At 64.9% G+C, this 21,867-nt stretch carries 17 protein-coding genes; 8 read left to right on the plus strand and 9 right to left on the minus strand.

The window, feature by feature from the left end; all coding sequences use genetic code 11:
- A partial coding sequence (locus tag H8B02_RS23975; protein ID WP_229168565.1) for an NAD(P)H-dependent flavin oxidoreductase occupies positions 1–409 on the minus strand: 409 nt, incomplete at its 3' end.
- 64 nt (positions 410–473) lie between these two features.
- Here H8B02_RS23975 and H8B02_RS23980 point away from each other — a divergent pair.
- Positions 474–2,036 carry an AMP-binding protein gene (locus tag H8B02_RS23980; protein WP_229168547.1) on the plus strand — a complete coding sequence of 521 codons (1,563 nt, stop codon included), beginning with the start codon at positions 474–476 and terminating at the stop codon, positions 2,034–2,036.
- 173 nt (positions 2,037–2,209) lie between these two features.
- Here the strand turns inward: H8B02_RS23980 and H8B02_RS23985 are convergent, their stop codons facing one another.
- From H8B02_RS23985 to H8B02_RS24020, 8 genes are all read right to left on the minus strand, one after another.
- Positions 2,210–4,369: a hybrid sensor histidine kinase/response regulator gene (locus H8B02_RS23985; protein ID WP_229168548.1), complete on the minus strand. Its 2,160-nt coding sequence runs from the start codon at positions 4,367–4,369 to the stop codon at positions 2,210–2,212.
- Positions 4,366–5,862, minus strand: a complete 1,497-nt coding sequence (locus H8B02_RS23990; RefSeq protein ID WP_229168549.1) for an ATPase domain-containing protein — start codon at positions 5,860–5,862, stop codon at positions 4,366–4,368. The genes H8B02_RS23985 and H8B02_RS23990 overlap by 4 nt, the downstream gene beginning before the upstream one ends.
- Before the next feature lie 117 nt (positions 5,863–5,979).
- Entirely contained in the window at positions 5,980–6,753 is a 774-nt protein-coding gene (locus H8B02_RS23995; protein WP_229168550.1) for a thioesterase family protein, read from the minus strand.
- Positions 6,753–7,724, minus strand: a complete 972-nt coding sequence (locus H8B02_RS24000; protein ID WP_229168551.1) for an NAD(P)H-dependent flavin oxidoreductase — start codon at positions 7,722–7,724, stop codon at positions 6,753–6,755. The genes H8B02_RS23995 and H8B02_RS24000 overlap by 1 nt, the downstream gene beginning before the upstream one ends.
- Before the next feature lie 171 nt (positions 7,725–7,895).
- Positions 7,896–8,396 carry a hypothetical protein gene (locus H8B02_RS24005; RefSeq protein ID WP_229168566.1) on the minus strand — a complete coding sequence of 167 codons (501 nt, stop codon included), beginning with the start codon at positions 8,394–8,396 and terminating at the stop codon, positions 7,896–7,898.
- A gap of 124 nt (positions 8,397–8,520) precedes the next feature.
- Complete coding sequence (locus H8B02_RS24010) at positions 8,521–9,102, minus strand: YqaA family protein (protein ID WP_212314108.1); 582 nt, start codon at positions 9,100–9,102, stop codon at positions 8,521–8,523.
- 63 nt (positions 9,103–9,165) lie between these two features.
- Positions 9,166–9,567 carry a phosphoribosyl-ATP diphosphatase gene (gene hisE / locus H8B02_RS24015; RefSeq protein ID WP_229168552.1) on the minus strand — a complete coding sequence of 134 codons (402 nt, stop codon included), beginning with the start codon at positions 9,565–9,567 and terminating at the stop codon, positions 9,166–9,168.
- 119 nt (positions 9,568–9,686) lie between these two features.
- Positions 9,687–10,124 (minus strand): hypothetical protein, encoded by a 438-nt coding sequence (locus H8B02_RS24020; RefSeq protein ID WP_229168553.1) that lies wholly within the window; start codon positions 10,122–10,124, stop codon positions 9,687–9,689.
- A gap of 261 nt (positions 10,125–10,385) precedes the next feature.
- Here H8B02_RS24020 and H8B02_RS24025 point away from each other — a divergent pair, with 261 nt between their 5' ends.
- The 7 genes from H8B02_RS24025 (at position 10,386) to H8B02_RS24055 (ending at position 21,807) form a co-directional block, all read left to right on the plus strand.
- Positions 10,386–11,441 carry an ABC transporter substrate-binding protein gene (locus tag H8B02_RS24025; RefSeq protein ID WP_229168554.1) on the plus strand — a complete coding sequence of 352 codons (1,056 nt, stop codon included), beginning with the start codon at positions 10,386–10,388 and terminating at the stop codon, positions 11,439–11,441.
- 139 nt (positions 11,442–11,580) lie between these two features.
- Complete coding sequence (locus H8B02_RS24030) at positions 11,581–13,359, plus strand: glucan ABC transporter ATP-binding protein/ permease (protein ID WP_229168555.1); 1,779 nt, start codon at positions 11,581–11,583, stop codon at positions 13,357–13,359.
- A gap of 251 nt (positions 13,360–13,610) precedes the next feature.
- The gene (locus H8B02_RS24035) at positions 13,611–14,987 is read left to right on the plus strand and encodes a D-alanyl-D-alanine carboxypeptidase family protein (RefSeq protein WP_233287753.1); all 1,377 of its coding nucleotides are present in this window, start codon (positions 13,611–13,613) and stop codon (positions 14,985–14,987) included.
- A 175-nt stretch (positions 14,988–15,162) separates the two neighbouring features.
- Complete coding sequence (locus tag H8B02_RS24040; protein ID WP_229168557.1) at positions 15,163–16,845, plus strand: long-chain fatty acid--CoA ligase; 1,683 nt, start codon at positions 15,163–15,165, stop codon at positions 16,843–16,845.
- A 19-nt stretch (positions 16,846–16,864) separates the two neighbouring features.
- Entirely contained in the window at positions 16,865–17,428 is a 564-nt protein-coding gene (locus H8B02_RS24045; protein WP_229168558.1) for a DUF924 family protein, read from the plus strand.
- A 108-nt stretch (positions 17,429–17,536) separates the two neighbouring features.
- On the plus strand, positions 17,537–18,022 hold the full coding sequence (locus H8B02_RS24050) for a peroxiredoxin (RefSeq protein ID WP_229168559.1): 486 nt from the start codon (positions 17,537–17,539) through the stop codon (positions 18,020–18,022).
- Between the two features lie 461 nt (positions 18,023–18,483).
- The gene (locus H8B02_RS24055; RefSeq protein WP_229168560.1) at positions 18,484–21,807 is read left to right on the plus strand and encodes an autotransporter outer membrane beta-barrel domain-containing protein; all 3,324 of its coding nucleotides are present in this window, start codon (positions 18,484–18,486) and stop codon (positions 21,805–21,807) included.
- Positions 21,808–21,867 lie beyond the last annotated feature (60 nt).

The raw sequence follows: 21,867 nt of genomic DNA on the forward strand, positions 1-21,867 counted from the left end.
CGAAGACAAGCGCGCCGGCATCGTGCAGAGGTGCGAGCACCGGCGCGGGCGAACCGACCGAGGTGATCACAAGCTCGGGCTTGTGCCGCAGCAGCACCGCGAGATCCTGCGCCAGCCGCGTGTTGGAGCGGTGCACGATCAAGTTCGGGCAGATCGGCGCCGCCGCCCTGCCGCTTGCGTCGGCATGCGCCTGCAGGCGGCGCGCGATGTCGCCGAGCCACGCATCGAGCTGTTCCGTCTCACGGCAATTCACCGTCGGAAACGAGCCGATCACGCCGTTGCGGCAGGCCGCTACCACCAGCTCGACGCCCGACACCAGAAACATCGGCGCGGCAATCAGCGGCAGCCGGAGGCGATTGCGAAAACGCGCGAGAGGATCAGCGGACAAGTTGTTTCTTCCCTGCATCATTGTGTTAGCGTTGCGCCAACATTGGCACGAGAGAAGCCAAAGACAAAGCGGGAGGGACAACGAGATGAGCAATCCGCTCTATGCATTTCCGGCGGTGTGCGAGCAGACCTTGCGGGCGCTGGCGCGCTATCCGTCGCGCACGGCCTTCGCGTGGCCGGGCGGCTCGCTCAGCTACCAGGGCGCGACCGACCTGATCGGACGGATGCAGAGCGTGTTCATGCGGCTCGGCTTTGCGCCGGGCACCCGCGTCGCGCTGCTCACCGCCAACCGCGCCGACAGCTGGTGCGCCGGCGTCGCCGCGCAATTGTCGCGGCTCGCCATCACCTGGCTGCATCCGCTCGGCTCGCTCGACGACCAGCTGTTCCAGATCGAGGACTCCGAGGCCGAGATGCTGATCGTCGATGGCATCACGTTTCGCGATCGTGGCGGCGAGCTCGCCGCGAAGGCCGCCGGCCTGAAGACCGTGTTCACACTCGGCCCGGCGGATTATGGCGCCGACCTGTTGCAGGTGGTCGAGGACGCCGGCAGCGCGACCGCGAAAAACTTCGCCCGCGAGGACGACATCTCGACCCTGAACTACACCGGCGGCACGACCGGCAAATCCAAGGGCGCGCTGCGCTATCACCGCGAATATGGCGGCTTCGCCGCCGCCATCCTTGCCGACTTCGAGATTCCGGAGACGCCGCGCTACCTGACGGTGGCGCCGATCAGCCATGTCGCCGGCACCAAGGTGCTGCCGACGCTGATGCGCGGCGGCACCGTGCACATGCTGAAGGGGTTCGATCCAGAGGCCGTGTTCAAGACCATCGAGCGGGAGAAGATCAACTTCACGCTGTTCGTGCCGACCATGATCTATGTGATGCTGGATCATCCGGTGCTGCCCAAAACCGACCTCTCCTCGCTCGAGCTGTTGCTCTACGGCGCATCCGCGATGTCGCCGAGCCGGCTGGTCGAGGGCATCGAGCGGATCGGCCCGGTGTTCTCGCAACTCTACGGCCAGACCGAATGCTATCCGGTCTCGGTGCTGCGCAAGGCCGACCATGATCCGAAGACGCCGGAGCTGTTCCTGTCCTGCGGCTTCCCGATCGCCGCCTGCCAGGTCAAGATCCTCGATCAGGACGACCAGGAGGTCGCGACCGGCGAGGCCGGCGAGATCTGCGTGCGCGCCACGCATGTGATGGCCGAATACTGGAAGCGGCCCGACATCACCGCCGAGACGCTGAAGAGCGGCTGGCTGCACACCGGCGACATCGCCCGCAAGGACGAGCGCGGCTACATGTTCATCCTCGACCGCAAGAAGGACATGATCGTCTCCGGCGGCTTCAACATCTTTCCACGCGAAGTCGAGGATGTCTTGTCGCAACACGCCGACGTCGCGATGGTCGCGGTGGTCGGCGTGCCCGACGACAAATGGGGCGAGGCCGTCACCGCCGTCGTGGTGCCACGCGAGGGCGCTGTGCCCGACGCCGACGAGCTGATCAGCCTCGTGAAGGCGAAGAAGGGCTCGGCGCACGCGCCGAAGCAGATCCAGTTCGTCAAGGAGCTGCCGATGACCGGCGTCGGCAAGGTCGACAAGAAGGTGCTGAAGGCGCGCTTCTGGACCGGCCGCGACCGCATGGTGGGGTGAGGCGGCAGTGCGACCACGTCTATCACCGTCATCCTGAGGTGCGCGCTCCTGCGCGCCTCGAAGGATGCACGGCCCCAATATTTCAGATTGCGTCTCAGGCTCTCGCGGCGATAGCCGGGCCGTCGCCCTTCGAGGCTCGCCAAGCGGCGCAAGTGCGCCGCAGGGCTCGCACCTCAGGGTGACGGTGAGAGAGTGGAAGGGGTGGCGAGACTATCGGCGCTAGCGGCGGCCGTGTGCTGCCTCGTCCCCTGCCCGAGCAGTTGATCGAGCCGCTCGCGCAGCTGATCCTGGTGGTAGGGTTTTGCAAGCCGCGGCAGGTCGACCTGGATGCCGTCGGGCAATTCGGCATAGCCGGTGGCGAGCAGGACCGGGAGATCCGGCCGCACCTTGCGCGAGGCCGCGACCAGCTCGATGCCGGTCATGCCGGGCATCACGTGATCGGTCATCATCAGATCGATCTCCTGATCGCTCCTGAGGATATCGAGCGCGTGCTGTCCGGAACTGGCGCCGATCACGCGATGGCCGAGGTCCTCAAGCATCTCCATGGTCGACATCGCGATCAGCGGATCGTCGTCGACCAGCAGGATCACCGCCGAGCGCTTGACCTTCTCCGCCGCAGGCGCCGGGCTCTCGACCGCCGGCAGGGCAGTCGCGACCGGCAGCACCAGCACGGCCGTGGTGCCCTTGCCGACCGCGCTCGACAGCTGCAGCGCGCCCCCGAGCTGCACCGCGAGCCCATGCACCATCGACAGGCCGAGCCCGGTCCCCTTGCCCACCGGCTTTGACGAGAAGAACGGCTCTATCGCCCGCTTCAGCACGTCCGGCGACATGCCGGTGCCGCTGTCGACCACCGACAGTTTCAGGTAGTTGCCCGGCCGCAGCGCGGGATCGCTCTTGGTCTGGTCATTCTTGGCCTGGTCATTCTTGGCCTGCCAGGCCGCGAGGCGGATTTCGATCACGCCGCCATCCGGCATCGCATCGCGCGCGTTGATCGCAAGGTTGAGCACCGCAAGCTCGAGCTGGTTGGTATCGACGCAGGCCGCCGGCAGTCCGTCCGGAATGTCGAACCGCAGCGTGATGCGCGGCCCGAGCGAGCGCTCGAGCAATTCACTCATGTCGCGCACCAGCGCGCCGAGATCGACCGGCACCGCGCGCAGATCCTGCTGGCGTGCGAATGCCAAGAGCCGCTGCGTCAGCGAGGCACCGCGCTCGGCGCCCTGCAACGCGCCGTCGACCAGCCGGCGCAGGCGCGGGTCCTCCGGCATCCGCTTGCGCAGCAGATCTAGATTGCCCATCACCGCCATCAGCAGATTGTTGAAGTCGTGCGCGACGCCGCCGGTGAGCTGGCCGATCGCCTCCATCTTCTGCGACTGTCGTAACTGATCCTGCACTCTTTCACGCGCGGTGACTTCCTGCATCAGGTCGGCGGTACGCTGCTCAACGCGCTGTTCGAGTGTCGCGCTCAGTTCCGCAAGCGCGGTGCGTTCGACGGCGAGCTGCGCCAACAGGGTCTCGCGCTCGATCTCGGCAGTCTTGCGCGCGGTGATGTCGGAGCACACCCCTACCAGCGACTTGATGCCGCCGTCGGGACGGCGCACCGCGCGAGCCCGGACGTCGACCCAATGGTGCGAACCGTCGGGCCAGATCACGCGGTACTCGATGCGGTAATCCCGGCCTGTGTCGATGGTCTCCTGCACGATCGCGAGCCGCCGCGCCCGGTCGTCGGGATGCACGGCTTCGAGCAGGTCCTCGTAGGTGAATTGCTCACCGCCGCGCCGCCCGAAATAAGATTTGCAGGTACTGGAAGCCTCAAGTTCGAAATGGGGAAGATGCAATTCCAGCGCGCCGAGGTGACCCGCATCCATCGCGGTCTGCAGCAGGCTCTCGCTCTCGGTGAGGTCTTCCAGAATGCTGCGGGTCTGATACTGCCGGCGCCGGGCCCTGACCGCGGAGCCAACGATGCTCACCAGAGTGGTCGGATGGAACGGGCGCTCGATGAAGGTGACGTTGCCAAGAATTTGCCCGAGCCGCATCGCGTCCGGGTTACGCTCGGGGCCGCCGCCCTGGCGGGTCAACAGCACGATCGGAAAATCCGACCATGAGGGCTGATCGTTCAGCCAATTCACCAGCCTTCGCAGATCCGCTGTCTTGATCGCCTCATCGGCGATCACGGCAAGTCCCGCGCCACCCTCGATCTCATGCATGAGCCCTGCGAGGTCCGTGCAGAGATTAGCGTAGTAGCCTGCCTCCCTGATCAGGGCGGCGGCAACGGAGGCGTCGCGTCCGGTGGGCGCGAGGATGATAGCGCGCTCCGACGATACGCCCGGCTTCACTCGCTGTCCTCCAACAGAGGCTGGCCCTCCCCGACATAGAGCGGAACGCCGCGCAAGACGCCCTGGAAACCTTCCAGCGGCGCTCCGATCGTCAGGCCGCGGTTATCGATGCGAAATTCGCGGATCGTGTTCTCATGCGTGCCGGTACGCTTCTTGATGATCGACATCGCGCGCCTCACTTTGCCCATCGCCTCGAAGTAGCGCAGCAGGACCACCGTATCGGCAAGATAGGTGACATCGATCGGCGCCTTCATGTCGCCGACCAGACCATGCTGCGCCACCGTCATGAAGGTCGCGGCGCCCTGCCGGTTGAGGTATTGCAGCAGTTCGTGCATGTGAAGGATCAGTGAATTCTCTTCGGGCATCGCGGCCTGATAGCCGTTGAGGCTGTCGATCACGACCGTCTTGATCGCGTCCTCGTCGACCCGCTTACGCACCCGATGGGCAAATTCGCCGGGCGACAGTTCAGCGGCGTCGACCTGGTCGACAAAGAGATTTCCCGTCCGCTGCATCTCTTCGAGGTCGATACCCATCCCCTTCATGCGCGCGTACAACAAGCCAAGTTCTTCATCGAACACGAACATGGCGGCTCGCTCGCCACGCGCGATTGCGGCCACGACGAAGACGATCACGGCAAGCGACTTGCCGGTGCCCGCCGGCCCCAGTATCAGCGTGCTGGAACCCTTGTCGATACCGCCGCCCAGAAGTTGGTCGAGCTCGCGGATCCCGCTCGACAACTGGCCACGCACAAATCGCTTGCGGTGCTCGGAGGCGACGAGCCGTGGAAACACGTTTACCCCGCCGGTCGTGATGGTCGCGTCGTGATAGCCGCCGCGGAATTTGGTGCCGCGATATTTGGTAATGCGTACCCGCCGCCGCTCCGCACCATAGGCCGGAGCCAACTCCTCAAGCCGGACCACGCCGTGCGCAATACTATGCACCGTCTTGTCGGCAAGCTCGGCGGTCATATCGTCAAGCAGCATCACCGTGGTATCGAACCTTGCGAAGGAATGCTTGATCGCGAGAATCTGCCGCCGATACCGCAGCGAGCTTTGTGCCAGCAGCCTGATCTCGGAAAGGCTGTCGAGCACGACCCGGCGCGGCCGTGTACGCTCCATCACTTCGAATATCAGCTTGGTCGTTTCGCCAAGTTCCAGGTCCGACGAATACAGCAGGCTCTGCTGCTGCTCGGAATCGAGCAGGCTTTCAGGTGGCAGCAGCTCGAAAATTTCGATGCCATCACCGAGCGACCAGCCATGTGAAGCAGCGCCGCCACGCAGTTCCTGCTCCGTCTCCGACAAGGTGATGTAGAGGCACTTTTCACCGGCACGCGCGCCTTCCATCAGGAATTGCAGCGCCATCGTGGTCTTCCCGGTGCCGGGTGCGCCCTCGACGAGGAACAGGTGTCCACGGGAAAATCCTCCAGACAGGACATCGTCCAGTCCCCAAATTCCCGATTTTGCAATGCCGCTTGGCGTTGGAACTGAATTCATGAATCCCCCTAACGGCTACTAAAGCGGGGCGGGATCAATAGGTTCCAGCCGGGGGCCATTTCTGCGGAAGGCAACCCGTCCGAGCGCAGTTTTTCGGCGCGATCGACTGTGATCAGGCTACCGCGGCTCGATCACCAGGCTCTGCACTGCCCGGCCGAAATAGCCGCTGGTGTCGGCGAGCCGCGACATCGCAAGCCCGGCACCGTCAGGCCCGATCCAGGTTTCGCTGTCGAGCAGGACCCAGTCGCCGACCGGCTCGCGCGCCAGGCTCACGGAGAGATCGGCGTTGATGAAGGTCCACTGGCTGAAATCGAGCGCCGGCGAAACGCCGTTGGAGAAATCCGAGGCGACCACCGCACGCATCGCCTGCGAGACGGCCACGCCAGCGATCAGCGGCTGGTTGACGCGGAACCAGATCGCGCCCGAGCCCAGCACGCCGAAGCGGCCGCGCGCGGCGCGCATCGAGATGTTCTTCACGAACGGACTGTTCGCGAGATTACCCGGCTCAACCATGCTTTCGTCGGGGCCTGGCAGATCGACCGGACGGGCTGCGACATCCGGCGGCAGCTCGGCCGCCTGCTGCTTGATCTTCAGCACAGTGGCCGAGACGACGAGAACGCCATCGGCGAGCAGCCTGACGCCGCAGAGCTGGATCTTGCGGCCGTCGCGCAGGATCTCGCTCGAGACCGTCAGCGGCGCCACCGGCACCGGACGCATCAGGTCGATCGTGACCCGCGCGATCCGCATCGGCACCGGCGTGGGAATCGCTTCTGCGGCCCACACCACCAGCGCGGCCGGCGCGGACCCGTGCTGCATCCGCGGGTCCCATGGACCCGCGGCATCGGGACTGGTGACGACGCGGTCGCCGTCAACGCGAAAGATCGGCTCCATCAACCAAGCGCCGGATCGACCGCCTCGTCATACTCTTTCTTGAAGCGGGCGATCAGCTCGGCCGCGGGCACCACCTTGGAGATGCTGCCGACGCCCTGGCCGGAGCCCCAGATCTCCTTCCAGGCCTTCGGCTTGGCGCGCTCGCCCGACGAGTCAGTGCCGAAGCTCATCTTCGAGGGATCGGAGGTCGGCAGGTTTTCCGGATCCATGCCGGCGGCGACGATCGACGGCTTCAGGTAATTGCCGTGCACGCCGGTGAACAGATTGGAGTAGACGATGTCCTCGGCGGACGAATTGGTGATCATGCTCTTGTAGCCCTCGACCGCATTTGCCTCTTTGGTCGCGATGAAGGCGGAGCCGATATAGGCGAAGTCGGCGCCGACAATGCGCGCCGCGCGAATGGCGCGGCCATTGGCGATGGTGCCCGACAGCGCGATCGGCCCGTCGAACCACTGCCGCGTCTCCGACACGAACGGGAACGGCGACAGCGTGCCGGCATGACCGCCGGCGCCGGCCGCGACCAGGATCAGGCCGTCGGCGCCCTTCTCGATCGCCTTGTGCGCGAACTTCTGGTTGATCACGTCGTGGAAGACGATGCCGCCCCAGCCGTGGACAGCCTGGTTGAGCTCCTCGCGCGCGCCGAGCGAGGAGATGATCATCGGCACCTTGTGCTTCTCGCAAAGCGCCATGTCGTGATCGAGCCGGTTGTTCGACTTGTGCACGATCTGGTTCACCGCGAACGGCGCTGACGGCCGCTCCGGATGCGCCTTGTCGTAGACGGCGAGCTCTTCCTTGATCCGGTACAGCCATTCGTCGAGCAGTTCCGGCGGCCGCGCGTTCAGCGACGGAAACGAGCCGACTACACCGGCCTTGCACTGGGCGATGACGAGGTCGGGCACCGAGATGATGAACAGCGGCGCCCCGATCACGGGAAGAGACAGGCGGCCCTTGAACAGAGCAGGCATGGACATTGGCGGCGGATCCTCAAGTTGGTTGGTCTCGAATGCTGACCGTCATACCAACAAGGCAATCTTTCCAGTGTCAAGTATTGCGTTACGGCGCTGCAAAAAGGATGACAAAACCTCATCCAAATGCGGTGTTCTCGGGCACATCTGGCATCCCAGACGCGGTTTCGACCACCTTTATTGGCAGACCGCCCGTGTCACGAAATTTTCCGTCTTGCAGTCATTCGGCCCGCGCTTGTGGCCCGGCAGATAGACCAGCGGCGAGCATTTCTCGGAGGCGTCGGTATCGATGCTCTTGCCCTCCTTGAACCCCTTGCTCTGGCACAGCCGGTCGGCGCCGATCTTGCAGTCCGGCGCGCCGTTCGAGGCCACCACGCAGGCCGCGCGCCCGGTCACCATCGTCGAGGGGCGCGCGATGTTCGACAGATCGTTGATGGTCTCGCTGGGACTCTTCAACGGCGGCAGCGCCGACTTCGACTTCTCGAACAGCTTTCCGATTTCGTTGATCAGTCCGGGATTCTCGCGCTCGACCGGCGCCGGCGGCAGCTCGATCTGTTGTTGCTGCGGAGACTGAGCAGGCTGCTGCGCCGGCGACTGCACGCCGAGGGCGGGCGGCGCAGTCTGCGCCCGTGCGCTGTCGGTCGCAGGCAGCGCCATCGACAGCGCAAGGCCCGCCATCGCAACGCGCGCCGTGGCGGGATTGAGTCTCGCGAGGTTCACCGGTCGTCGATTCCATCAGCCAACGCAACGACCGTAGTCCGAAGCTGTCCGCGAGCAAAGACGCGAACAGCTAGAACTTTGGTCAGATCAGCTTGAATGCGACAACAAAGCCCAGCACCAGCACGATCGCGCCGATCGCGACCCACAGGCCGAGCCGCTTCTCGAGCTCGGCGCGGATGACATCGCCATAGCGGTTGAGCAGCACCGCGACAAAGAAGAAGCGGCCGCCGCGTGCGACGATCGAGCACAGGATGAACAGCCAGATGTTGTAGCCGGCAAAGCCCGACGTGATCGTCACGAGCTTGTAGGGGATCGGCGTCAGCCCCTTCACGAGGATGATCACGGCGCCCCACTCGGCATAGGAGGCGCGGAACGCATCGACCTTGTCGGAAAGGCCATAGAGATGGATCAGCCACTGCCCGAGCGAGTCGTAGAGCAGCGCGCCGATGGCGTAGCCGAGCACGCCGCCGGCGACCGACGCGACGGTGCAGACGGCCGCGAACCACCAGGCCCGCTTCGGCCGCGCCAGCGACATCGGCAACAGCATGATGTCAGGAGGGATCGGGAAGAAGGAGCTCTCGGCGAAGGCGACGGCCGCGAGAATCCAGAGTGCGTAGGGCTTGTCGGCCGCCGCGACGCACCAGTCGTAAATCCGTTTCAACATGGGCGCGATGAACCATCATGGAGCGGATTTGTCCATGCCGGGAATGGATCGAATTTGGTTGATTTACGACTGCCGTTTGCGCAGCCGGTTCTCCAGCGCGACAATTCGACGCCGAACCACCGGAACGGGCGCGGTCTTGGGCAGCTTAACGGGCGACTTCGGCAGCTTCTCGGCGATCCCGAGCAGCCGCTCGCGCCGCTCCATCTCGCGCCAGACATCCTCCGGCTTCACGCCGACCGAGGCCCACAGAGCTGTCAGATTGTAGAGCAGGTCCGCGCTCTCGCGGATCACGGCGTCCGGCTTGCCGCTGACGGCGTCGATCACGACCTCGACCGCTTCCTCGGCGAGCTTCTTGGCCATCTTGGCCGGCCCGCGCTGGAACAGCCGTGCGGTGCGCGACGTGGCCGGATCAAGATCCCTGGCCGCGATCACCGCCTCGTAAAGCCGTTCGATCGAATCACTCATCGTTCGAGCCTAGTCGAAATGCCTCGCCAGCGTGTTAACGGCGCAATTGAAAAATCCACCGGCCTTGCAGCCGGTGGATTTCGATCTTTGTGACAGTTCCAAGAACCGCCGATGCGGCGTCAGTACGGCGTATAGGGCAGCTGCGAGCGGCGCCCGTAGTAGCCGTGATAACCATAATACGGTCCGCCGCCATAATAGACCGGGCCACCACCATAATAGGCGGGACCACCGCCATAGTAGCCGGGACCACCGTAGTAGTCGTAGGAGTCGTAATAGTCGCGGCGGCTCTGGGTTGCGGCGATCGCCAGACCCGTGCCGACGATCCCGGCGAACACGGCCGCAGCAGCCGCGCCACCTCCGCCATAGTAACGACGCCGCGCGCTGATGTCGGTCGCGCCGCTCGTGCCGTGCGATGTCGTTACAGCGGCAGCCTTGCCCGCCGGAGCAGAGCCTGCGAACGCCATCGTCGGCTCAACGGCCGTCAATGCCACCGCGGCAACCGTTGCCAATGTGGCTGCGCGGCCAATGGACGAAAAAACACCCTTTCGCGCAAACATTGTAGTCATCCTTTGTGGAAGCCGGCCCGACGGACCTGGTGAGCTAACCACTGCCTCTAGATTAGGTTCCCCAAACCGAATGCAAGCTGAACAACCTGAGGTGAAATCGAGGCAGTCATCGGCCGTTCACCTTGCCTGGGGCAGGATGCCGGCAAAGAACGCTTGAAATTGATGCTTGAATTGCACCCTGCCCTGGCGCATTCGATGTCATGAAGCAGGCGCAGCCGGCGCGGCACTTTGTCTCGCCTCCCGGATGTCATGATGCAGGTAAGTCGGACCACCGTTCTCCGCTGGATACTGGCCGGCATGATCGGCCTTTCGGGCGGCGTGTGGCCGGCCGTCACACCGCTGCGCGCCGGCGATGCGCCGCAGCCGCTCACCATCCAGTTCACGCTCGACCGTCCGCTTGATGCTGCCGCGGCCCCATTCGTGATGGCGTCGGCCGGCGGCCTGTTCAGCGCCGAGGGCCTTGCGGTCGGCACCAACGTCGCCACCAGCTCGGCGGACGCCATCGCGCGCGTCGCCGACGGCTCAAGCGATTTCGCCCTCGTCGACATCAACTCGCTGATCCGCTTTCGCGACAAGCCAGGTGCTGCCCCCGTCAAGGCGGTGTTCGTGCTGTTCAACCAGGCGCCTTATGCGATCATTGCCCGCAAGAGCCGTGGCATCAAGGCGCTGACCGACATCCAGGGCAAGAACCTCGGCGTCGCCGAGGGCGACCTTTCGATCCGGCTGTGGCCCGCGGTCGCCAGGCAGAACGGCATCAGGCTCGCGAGCGTGAAGCAGAGCACGATCAGCGCCGCGGTGCGCGAGCCGATGCTTTCCGCAGGCCAAATCGATGCCGTGACCGGCTTCTCTTATCTCTCGGCGATCAATCTGCGCGATCGCGGCGTGCCCGCCGATGACCTCGCGGTGCTGCGCTTCGCCGACTATGGCTGCGAAGCCTATGGCTTTGCCGTGATCGTCAGCCCGCGCCTTGCGGCGGCGAAGCCGGACGCGGTGAAAGGGTTCGTGCGCGCGGTGATCGGCGGCACCAACCTCATGGTCAAGGACCCGGCCCGCGCGGCGAGCGAGGTGGTGAGCCGGATGGATGGCGGTTCGCGCGACCTGGAGCTCGAGCGGCTGGGCGCCATCATCCGCGACAACGTCCTGACCGGCGAGGTGAAGCGCGACGGCCTCGGCGGCATCGAGGCGGAGCGCTTCGAGCGATCGCTCGACCAGCTCGCGGAGGAGTTCAAATTCCAGAAGCGGCCGCACGCTGCCGACATCTTCGACGACCAATTCCTGCCGCCGATCGATGGCCGGCTGGTGAATTGAAAGTCGCCCCTCTGCGCAGTCGTCATGCCCGGCAAAGCGCGGAGCGCGATGCGTCATCGCCCGCTAGCCCTGCATCCCGAACCCTGATTAAATTGCGTCCCGCCTGACCGGGCGCCCACCGCTGACGAGTCCCGCCGGCATGTCCATGCTTCGCCTCTATACCCGCGTCCTCGAACTGCTCGGCAAGGAGGCGCGGCTCGGCTGGATCCTGGCCGCCGCCAACATGCTGCTCGCCGCTGCGCAATTCGCCGAGCCGGTGCTGTTCGGCAAGATCGTCGACGTGCTGTCGGGCCGGCCGGTCACCGGGCTGTTGGCGACCTCCTCGGCTTGGCCGCTGCTCGCGGCCTGGGCGGCGTTCGGCCTGTTCACGATCGGCTGCAGCGCGATCGTCGCGTTGCAGGCCGACCGGCTCGCGCACCGCCAGCGCCAGGCCGTGCTGACGGATTATTTCGAGCACATCCTGCAGCTGCCGCTGACCTTCCACTCCGGCACCCATTCCGGGCGGCTGATGAAGGTGATGCTGAACGGCACCGATGCGCTATGGCGGCTCTGGCTCGGCTTCTTCCGCGAGCATTTCGCCGCCATCATGTCGTTGATCGTGCTGTTGCCGCTGGCGCTCTACATCAACTGGCGGATGGCGATCCTGCTGTTCGCACTCTGCGTCGTGTTCACCGTGCTGACCACGCTGGTGGTGCGCAAGACCTACGGCATGCAGAGCGAGGTCGAGGCCTATTACAGCGACCTGTCGGCGCGCGCCTCCGACGCGCTCGGCAATGTCGCACTGGTGCAGAGCTTCGTGCGGATCGATTCCGAGGTGCAGGGCCTGCGCTACGTCGCCGACAAGCTGCTCGCGGTGCAGATGCCGGTGCTGTCATGGTGGGCGCTGGTTACCGTGATCACGCGCGCCTCGACCACGATCACGGTGCTCGCGATCTTTACGGTCGGCATCGCGCTTCACAATGAGGGCCTCACCACGGTCGGCGAGATCGTGATGTTCGTCTCGTTCGCCACCATGCTGATCCAGAAGCTGGAGCAGGTGGTGAGCTTCATCAACAATGTGTTCATGGAAGCGCCGCGCCTGCAGGAATTCTTCGACGTGCTCGATGCGGTGCCGGCGGTGCGCGACCGGCCGGGCGCGGTGGATCCCGGGCGGCTGTCCGGGCTGGTCGAGTTCAACGACGTCTCGTTCTCCTATGACGGCAAGCGGCCGGCGATCGAGGACCTCACCTTCACCGCATTGCCCGGCCAGACCATCGCGCTGGTCGGCTCGACCGGCGCCGGCAAATCCACCGCGATCGCGCTGCTGCATCGCGCGTTCGACCCGCAATCCGGCATCATCGAGATCGACGGTATGGACATACGCGCGTTGAAACTGACGGCGCTGCGGCGGAACATCGGCGTGGTGTTCCAGGAGGCGCTGCTGTTCAACCGCTCGCTCGCCGACAATCTGCGCGTCGGCAAGCCCGATGCGACCGATGAGGAACTGCGCATCGCCGCGGCGCGCGCGCAGGCGCTGGATTTCATCGAGCGCAGCGAAAAGAAGTTCGACACCCATGCCGGCGAGCGCGGCCGCATGCTGTCCGGCGGTGAACGGCAGCGGCTGTCGATTGCGCGTGCGCTGCTCAAGGATCCGCCGATCCTGATCCTCGACGAGGCAACCAGCGCGCTCGACGCCGTCACCGAGGCCAAGGTCAATGCTGCTCTCGACGAAGTGATGAAGGGCCGCACCACCTTCGTGATCGCGCACCGTCTCTCGACCATCCGCTACGCTACCCGCATCCTGTTGTTCGACCAGGGACGGGTGATCGAAAGCGGAACTTTCGATGAACTGGTGGCGAAAGGCGGGCGTTTTGCCGAACTCGCGCGGGCCCAGTTCATGGTCCAGGACCAGGCGCGCGCCGGCATCGAGGCACCATAATTCTCCCCTTTCCAATTGAGGCGGCTGCCGAAATTCAGCCGATTTCGTCCACGATATAATTGGCCGCCCTCTGTTCTCAGCTGGCAAGCGGGTATAGGTTTGCATCGCCGCAATGCGGCGCCGGACACGCTTGAAACCCGTACGTCACATCGCAAGACCTCCTTCTCGAAGGCGGGTCTCAAAGGACCGGAACCGTCGTGTATTTTCCTCGCCCGCTGCGCCCGTCGTTGAAATGGATTTTGGCCGTCGCGATGCTCGCCATCGCAACGCCGCAGATCGCGCAGGCCGAGGCGCTGCTGGTCGTCGAGGCCGATACCGGGAAGGTGCTGCAGGCCGACAATGCGACGATGCCGTGGTATCCGGCCTCGCTCAGCAAGCTGATGACCGCCTATGTAACGCTGAAGGCGGTCAAGGATGGCCGGGTGTCGCTCGACACTCTGCTCACGGTGTCGCCGACCGCGTCATCGCAGTCGCCTTCGAAGATGGGCCTTCGGCCCGGCACCCAGGTCACCGTCGACAACGCGCTGAAGATGATGCTGGTGAAGTCGGCCAACGACATGGCCGTGGTGCTGGCCGAGGGCATCGGCGGCTCGATCGACGGCTTTGCCGGCGAAATGAACCAGACCGCCTCGAGGCTCGGTATGACGCAAACGAGCTATGTCAACCCGAACGGCCTGCCCGCCGACGGCCAGATCACCTCAGCGCGCGACATGGCGATCCTCGCCCGCGCCATCATCCGCGACCTGCCGGAATACGAGTATTTCGTCCACATCCCGTCGATCCGCTTCGGCCGCCGCATCACCCAGAACTTCAACAAGCTGATCGGCCGCTATCCCGGCGCCGACGGCTTCAAGACCGGCTTCATCTGCGCCTCCGGCTACAATCTCGTGGCGTCGGCGACGCGCGACGGCAAGCGGCTGATCGCCGTGGTGCTCGGCGCCTCCTCGGGCCGCATGCGCGCGATCCGCGCCGCGCAGCTATTGGATCGCGGCTTTGCCAATAACGGGCTGGCGTGGCTGCGGCCCTCGCTCGGCACCGTCGACAATCTGGTGCCGATCGATTCCACCCCGCCGAACCTGCGCGAGGAGATGTGCGGCGCCAAGCACAAGCGGCCCGCCAGCGACGAGGACGGAGAAGACACCGTCGCCAGCGCCGGCGCGAGCACCAACGGCGACAGCGGCGTGAGCTTCTTCGCCTCGGGCCTGCAGGCCGCGATGCCGACAAAACCGGCCGACCTGCTGGCGCAGCCGGCGGCGGCGTCCGAACCGATCGTGGTTTATACGGGACCGACCAAGACCGGTGCTGCGTTGATCGCCGCGGTCGATGCCGACACCGAGAAGATGCAGCCGGCCAAGCGCGCCAAGGGCAAGCACACCCGTGTCGCCGGCAAGAAGTCCGATACGGCTGATGACGCCAAGGGTGACAGCAAGAGCGCCTCCAAGTCAGAGAACAAGCCGGCGGCCAAGCCGGTGCGTCACGCCAACGCCAAGCCGGATGCCGCAGCTGCGAAGCCCGCCGCGGACAAGCCTGCCGCTGCAAAGCCTGCCGGCAAGCCGGCGGCGGCGGCAAAGCCTGCTGCGAAGCCCAAGGCCGAGAAGCCGAAGGCCGACGCCAAGCCGGCAGGCTAGCAGAGCGCCACCCCCTCCGATCTCCCAATGCGTCGATAGCGCGCAGCGGCTTGCCATTGGCCGCGGCATCGCTCAATACTGCCTGAAATAACGCGGCCAAGACACGGTCAAGGGTCGGAAAACCCGGAAGCAATCCGGGACATCAGCCAAATTTATATGAGAGGGAATAGCCATTATGGAGCGCATCTGGCTCAAGCATTATCCGGCCGGCGTGCCCGCCGATATCGACGTCACGCAATATTCGTCGCTGGTCGAATTGCTGGAAGAAAGCTTCAAGAAGTTCGCCGATCGCAAGGCGTTCATCTGCATGGACAAGGCGATCACCTATCGCGAGCTCGACGAGATGTCGACGGCGCTCGGCGCCTACCTGCAGAGCAAGGGCCTGCAGAAGGGCGCCCGGGTCGCGCTGATGATGCCGAACGTGCTGCAATATCCGGTTGCAACCGCCGCCGTGCTGCGCGCCGGCTATGCCGTGGTCAACGTCAATCCGCTCTACACCCCGCGCGAGCTCGAGCATCAGCTCAAGGATTCCGGCGCGGAAGCGATCATCGTGCTGGAGAACTTCGCCACCACCGTGCAGAAGGTGCTGCCTAACACCGCGGTGAAGCAGGTGATCGTCGGCAGCATGGGCGACCTGCTCGGCTTCAAGGGCGTGATCGTCAACCTGGTGGTGCGCCGGGTGAAGAAGATGGTGCCGGCCTGGTCGATCCCGGGTGCGGTCAGCTTCAACGAGGCGCTGTCGGCCGGCCGCGGCATGAAGCTCAACAAGCCCGTGCTGACGCGCCAGGACGTCGCCTTCCTGCAATATACCGGCGGCACCACCGGCGTTTCCAAGGGCGCCACGCTGATCCACCAGAACGTGCTCGCCAACGTGCTGCAGAATGACGCCTGGCTGCAGCCGGCGCTGAAGAAGCCACCGATCGTCGACCAGATGGTCATCGTCTGCGCGCTGCCGCTCTATCACATCTTCGCCCTGACTGCCTGCTACCTGCTGGGCGTGCGCTCCGGCGGCACCAATCTGTTGATCCCCAATCCGCGCGACATGGCCGGCTTCATCAAGGAGCTGACGAAATATCAGGTCAGCTTTTTTCCGGCAGTCAACACGCTCTATAATGGCTTGTTGAACACGCCAGGCTTCGACAAACTGGATTTCTCCAAGCTGAAGATCGCCAATGGCGGCGGCATGGCGACGCAAAAGCCGGTCGCCGAGAAGTGGCTCAAGGTGACAGGCATCCCGCTCTCGGAAGGCTATGGGCTGTCGGAGACCTCGCCGACACTGACCTGCAACCGCGCCGACATCGAAAGTTTCTCCGGTACGATCGGCCTGCCGGTGCCCTCGACCCATCTGTCGATCCGTGACGACGACGGCAACGAGCTGCCGATCGGCGAGGCCGGCGAGATCTGCGCCAAGGGTCCGCAGGTGATGGCGGGCTACTGGAACAGGCCGGACGAGACCGCGCGCGTGATGACGTCAGACGGCTATTTCCGCACCGGCGACATCGGCGTGATGGACGAGAACGGCTACACCAAGATCGTCGACCGCAAGAAGGACATGATCCTGGTCTCCGGCTTCAACGTCTATCCGAACGAGATCGAGGAAGTGCTGGCGAGCCATCCGGGGGTGCTCGAATGCGCCGTGATCGGCGTGCCCGATGCGAAGTCCGGCGAGGCGGTGAAGGCGTTCGTGGTCAAGAAGGACCCCAACATCACCGCCGAGGACATCATCAAGTTCAGCGCCACCCAGCTCACCGCCTATAAGGTGCCGAAGCAGATCGAGTTCAGGGCCGACCTGCCGAAGACCAATGTCGGCAAGATCCTGCGTCGCGAGCTGCGCGACGAGAAGAAGGCCGCGGCGTAGAGCGTGAGTGAGGCTGACGTTGGATACGACTGACGTGCGCTTCGCGACGCCTGCCGACGTCATCGCGTTCTGGCGAGAAGCCGGCCGCGACCGCTGGTACAAGCACGACGACGCCTTCGATGCCGAAATCCGCAGCCGCTTCCTTGCCACCTGGCAGAAGGCGGCTGCCGGCGAATTGTCGTCATGGGAGGCAAGCGACGAGGGCGCGCTGGCGCTGACCATCGTGCTCGACCAGTTTCCGCGAAACCTGTTTCGAGGCGACGCCAGGACCTTTTCAAGTGACGCGCTGGCGCGTGAAGTGGCAAGGCGCGCCATCGACCGCGGCGTCGATGCGCGGACCGACCCGGTGCTGCGCGAATTCCTCTATCTGCCTTTCGAGCATTCGGAGGACCTCGACGACCAGCAGCGCTGCGTGACGCTGTTCCGGCAATATGACTGCCATCCCGACAACCTGAAATATGCCGAGGACCACGCCGACATCATCCGCCGGTTCGGCCGCTTCCCGCACCGTAACCGGGTGCTGGGCCGGGCGACGACCGCGGACGAGCAGGCCTTTCTCGACGCCGGCGGGTTTTCCGGCTGATGACGGAACGGTGACTGCGCTTCGGCATTGCCGTTCCCGCAGCAGGTCGTATTGTGCGGTCCAACCGCCGGGTTTAAGACAATTCCGCTTCACCGAGGGAGAACAACGATGACGATCAATGTTGGCGACAAGCTGCCGGAAGCCAAGTTTCGCGTAATGACCGCCGAAGGTCCGCAGGTCAAAACCACCGACGACATTTTCAAGGGCAAGAAGGTCGCCCTGTTCGCGGTGCCCGGCGCCTACACCGGCACCTGCCACAAGATGCATCTGCCGAGCATCTTCCTCAACGCCTATGCCATGAAGAACAAGGGCGTCGACACCATCGCGATCGTCTCGGTCAACGACGCCTTCGTGATGAACGCCTGGAAGCGCGACACCGACCAGCGCGACGAAGCCATCTTCCTCGCCGACGGCAATGCCGACTTCGCCAAGGCGATCGGCATGGAGCTCGACGCCTCCGGCAACGGCCTCGGCATCCGCTCCCACCGCTACTCGATGCTGGTCGAGGACGGCGTGGTCAAGAAGCTCAACAAGGAGCCCGCTCCGGGCAAGGTCGAAGTCTCCGGTGGCGACACGCTGCTCGGGCAGCTCTGAGCGGACGCGTCGTAGGTTGGGCAAAGCGCAAGCGTGCCCACCATCACGAGCACAGCAGTTGATGGTGGGCACGGCCCTAGCGCGCCTTTGCCCACCCTGCAATCGAGCAACTCTGGAATACTGGATCGCCTGCTTTCGCGGGCGATGACAGTTTTGGGCATGGCGATAGCCGGGATGGCTGATCCGTAGGATGGGTAGAGCGCAGCGAAACCCATCGGCTTCGAGCCGCGGATGAGATGATGGGTTTCGCTGCGCTCTACCCATCCTACCCAGCGGGCCTCGTGGCAGGCGCCTGCCGCTTCGAATCGCTGCGGTTTATGTCTGCGGGATGACAACACCTCACGGTTTGTGTCTCCGTAGACATCTTGTGTCTGTAGCCCTCGAAGAGTACCTTCAACTAAAGGTTGGGACGCAGGCGGTGAACGGGAATCACGGCCCGAAACCGTTCCGCGGGGGGCATCATGAAGTTGCGGCGCGCGCAAGCATTTGGCGGCCTGATTGTGTTGTGCGCGGCGAGCGGTCCCGCGCTCGCACAGACCGTCTGGACCGGCACGACCTCCTCCGACTGGTTCACCCCCGGCAACTGGAATAACGGCGTTCCGACAGCCGGCACCGACGCGAAACTGGATACCGTCACGCCCAATCCAACCGTGATCGGGACGCCGGGTGCCGCGACGACGAATCTGCAAGTCGGGTTGTCCAGCACCGGCCAGCTGACGATCGGCGGCGGCACGCTGGCCAGTTCGACCGGCACGCTCGGTCTCTCGTCCGGTTCGCAAGGCGCGGTCACCGTGACCGGCGCCGGTTCGACCTGGACGTCGACCGGCAACATCGTCGTCGGAAGCGGCGGCGCCGGAACGCTGACGATTGCCAATGGCGGCTCGGTGACGGCGGCAGCGCTCCAGCTGGCGGTCCAGGCCGGATCGAGAGCGACGCTGAATATCGGGGCGGGTGCCGGAAGCCTGGCGGCCGCTCCCGGCACGCTCAATACCGCGAGCGTATCGTTCGGCGCCGGCACCGGCACGATCAACTTCAACCACACATCGACAAACTACGTCTTCGCCCCGACGATCAGCGGCGCCGGCTCGGTCAATGTGCTGGCGGGCAGCACAAGCCTCACCGGCGCCAACAGTTACACCGGCGGCACGACCCTGACCGGCGGCAGGCTATCCGTGGCGGCCGACCAGAATCTCGGCGCGGCGACCGGCGGCCTCACCTTCAACGGCGGCACGCTGCAATTCGCCAACAGCTTCACGCTCGCGGCAACGCGCGCCGTGACCATGAATGCGGGCGGCGGCACGTTCGACACCAACGGCAACGACGTGAGCTTCGGTGGATCATTCAGCGGACCCGGCGGTCTGACCAAGACCGGGGCCGGCACACTCACGCTCACACTCAGACTGCTATCGAGCACCGACGGCTACAGCGGGCCGACAAACATTGTCGCCGGGACGCTGCGCGCCGGAAACGACCTAGTGTTCGCACAGCAAAGCGCGTTCACGGTCGCTGCCGGTGCCACCCTCGATCTCAATAGCCACCTGGTCAATATCGCCTCGCTGGCCGGCGCAGGCAACGTCACCCTCGGGAATCAGGGAGGCCTCGGGCTGAGCGGCTTCCACATGGGGGACACCACATTCTCCGGTGTCATTTCGGGCAGCGGCACAGTCTCCAAATTCTCCGACGGGACCCTGACGCTCTCCGGCACCAACACCTATTCAGGCGTGACCGTGCTCGGCTTCGGCGGCTTGCGGCTGAGCGGCGCCGGCACCCTCGGTCTTGCGTCAAACTCGCTGCAGCTGCTGAGCCCAGGCTCCACGCTCGATCTCGGCGGCACCTCGCAAACGCAGAATGGCGGCCTGTCGATGCTCGGCGGCACGATCGCCAACGGCACCCTCGCCTCGTCAGGGACCTTCCAGGTCCAATCGGGCAATATCAGCGCGGCGCTGGCCGGCACCGGCTCATTCGTCGTGCCCTTCATCGCGCCAACGCTCAAGGTGGTTCTCTCGGGCACCAATACATACACCGGCAATACCACCGTGGGCGGCATGCTCCAGGTGGACGGCTCGATTGCGAGCTCGGCCCTGACCACGGTCAACAGTGCCTTCAATATCCCCGGCGTGCTCAGCGGTACCGGCACGGTCGGCACGACGCTGATCAACGGCGGCATCCTGGCGCCCGGCACCGTGGTGCCGGGTCTGGGCACCACCGTGCCGGGACCGCTCACCGGCACCCCGGGGACGCTGACGGTCGCCGGCAATCTCGCCTTCACCTCAGGCGCGCTCTATCTGGTGCAGGTCAACGGCGCGACGGCGTCGCTCGTCAATGTCAATGGCACGGCCGCGCTGGCCGGCAATGTGCAGGCGGTGTTCACCGCCGGCAGCAGCCTGAGCAAGCAATATACCATCCTGCATTCGGCCGGACTCGGCGGCACCACGTTCGATGGGCTGAAGACCGTCAATTTGGCCAACTTCGTCGCGAGCCTGAGCTACACCAACACCGACGTGGTGCTCAATCTGGTCTCGACGCTCGGCCCGCGTCCACCTGTCACGCCCGGCGGCGGTGGCGGCGGGATAGCGCCAGGGGCATTCAACGGCAATCAGCAAAGCATCGCCAACACGCTGAACAACTTCTTCAACGGCGGCGGCACGCTGCCGCCCGGCTTCCTCAATTTGTTCGCGCTGACCGGCACCAACCTGTCCAATGCGCTGACGCAGATCTCCGGCGAAACCGCGACCGCCTCGCAGCAGACGACATTTGACGCCATGAGCCAGTTCATGGGGGTGATGACCGATCCCTTCGCCAACCGGAGCGGCGGAGCCGATGTCATGCCGGGCGCGCGGGGCTTCGCCGAAGAAAGCGCCAGCGCCTATGCGGTCAGGAAGACCAACGACGCCTATGCGATGTTCACCAAGGCGCCGCCCGCGGCGCCGTACCAGCCGCGCTGGAACGTGTGGGTGGCGGGTTTCGGCGGCTCGCAATCGACCGACGGCAGCACGGCGACGGGATCGAACAACACCAGCAGCAGCATCTACGGCACTGCGGTCGGCGCCGACTACCAGTTCTCGCCCAACACCGTCGCCGGCTTCGCGCTGGCCGGCGGCGGCACGAATTTTTCGGTGACCAATGGCGGCTCCGGCCGCTCCGATCTGTTCCAGGCCGGCGCCTATGTGCGCCACACCGAAGGTGCGGCCTACGTCTCGGCCGGGCTCGCCTATGGCTGGCAGGACGTCACGACGAACCGCACCGTCACGGTCGCCGGCGTCGACCAGCTTCGCGCCGAATTCAATGCCAATGCGTATTCCGGCCGCCTCGAGGGCGGCTACCGCTTCGTCACGCCGTGGATCGGCGGCATCGGCATCACGCCTTATGCCGCGGGGCAGTTCACGACGTTCAACCTGCCGGCCTATGCCGAGGGCGCCGTGACCGGCGCGTCGACCTTTGCGCTCGCCTATGCCAGCCGGAGCACAACCGACAGCCGCAGCGAACTCGGCATCCGCACCGACAAATCCTTTGCGGTTTCGAACGGCGTGCTGACATTGCGCAGCCGCTTTGCCTGGGCGCATGACTACGATCCTGACCGCTCGGTCACGGGCACGTTCCAGGCACTGCCTGGCGCATCCTTTGTGGTCAACGGCGCCGCCCAGCCCAGTAACTCCGCGCTCACGACCGCATCGGTCGAGATGAAATGGCTGAACGGCTTGTCGGCGGCCGCAACCTTCGAGGGCGAGTTCTCCAGCGTGACGGCCAGCTATGCCGGCAAGGGCATGCTGCGATATCAGTGGTAAGCAACGGACCGCCGAAAATTGCAGAACCGTAGGATGGGTAGAGCGTAGCGAAATCCATCG

The organism is Bradyrhizobium altum, from assembly GCF_020889705.1.
Taxonomy (GTDB): Bacteria; Pseudomonadota; Alphaproteobacteria; order Rhizobiales; family Xanthobacteraceae; genus Bradyrhizobium; species Bradyrhizobium altum.

Excerpts from the sequence above, each read along its gene's own strand:
- H8B02_RS24040 (WP_229168557.1), top strand. The coding sequence starts at position 15,163 with ATGGAGCGCATCTGGCTCAAGCATTATCCGGCCGGCGTGCCCGCCGAT.
- hisE (WP_229168552.1), bottom strand. The coding sequence starts at position 9,567 with ATGAGTGATTCGATCGAACGGCTTTACGAGGCGGTGATCGCGGCCAGG.
- H8B02_RS24055 (WP_229168560.1), top strand. The coding sequence starts at position 18,484 with ATGAAGTTGCGGCGCGCGCAAGCATTTGGCGGCCTGATTGTGTTGTGC.
- H8B02_RS24005 (WP_229168566.1), bottom strand. The coding sequence starts at position 8,396 with ATGGCGGGCCTTGCGCTGTCGATGGCGCTGCCTGCGACCGACAGCGCA.
- H8B02_RS24025 (WP_229168554.1), top strand. The coding sequence starts at position 10,386 with ATGCAGGTAAGTCGGACCACCGTTCTCCGCTGGATACTGGCCGGCATG.
- H8B02_RS23990 (WP_229168549.1), bottom strand. The coding sequence starts at position 5,862 with ATGAATTCAGTTCCAACGCCAAGCGGCATTGCAAAATCGGGAATTTGG.
- H8B02_RS23995 (WP_229168550.1), bottom strand. The coding sequence starts at position 6,753 with ATGGAGCCGATCTTTCGCGTTGACGGCGACCGCGTCGTCACCAGTCCC.
- H8B02_RS24035 (WP_233287753.1), top strand. The coding sequence starts at position 13,611 with ATGCTCGCCATCGCAACGCCGCAGATCGCGCAGGCCGAGGCGCTGCTG.
- H8B02_RS24000 (WP_229168551.1), bottom strand. The coding sequence starts at position 7,724 with ATGTCCATGCCTGCTCTGTTCAAGGGCCGCCTGTCTCTTCCCGTGATC.
- H8B02_RS24030 (WP_229168555.1), top strand. The coding sequence starts at position 11,581 with ATGTCCATGCTTCGCCTCTATACCCGCGTCCTCGAACTGCTCGGCAAG.
- H8B02_RS24010 (WP_212314108.1), bottom strand. The coding sequence starts at position 9,102 with ATGTTGAAACGGATTTACGACTGGTGCGTCGCGGCGGCCGACAAGCCC.
- H8B02_RS24020 (WP_229168553.1), bottom strand. The coding sequence starts at position 10,124 with ATGTTTGCGCGAAAGGGTGTTTTTTCGTCCATTGGCCGCGCAGCCACA.
- H8B02_RS24050 (WP_229168559.1), top strand. The coding sequence starts at position 17,537 with ATGACGATCAATGTTGGCGACAAGCTGCCGGAAGCCAAGTTTCGCGTA.
- H8B02_RS23980 (WP_229168547.1), top strand. The coding sequence starts at position 474 with ATGAGCAATCCGCTCTATGCATTTCCGGCGGTGTGCGAGCAGACCTTG.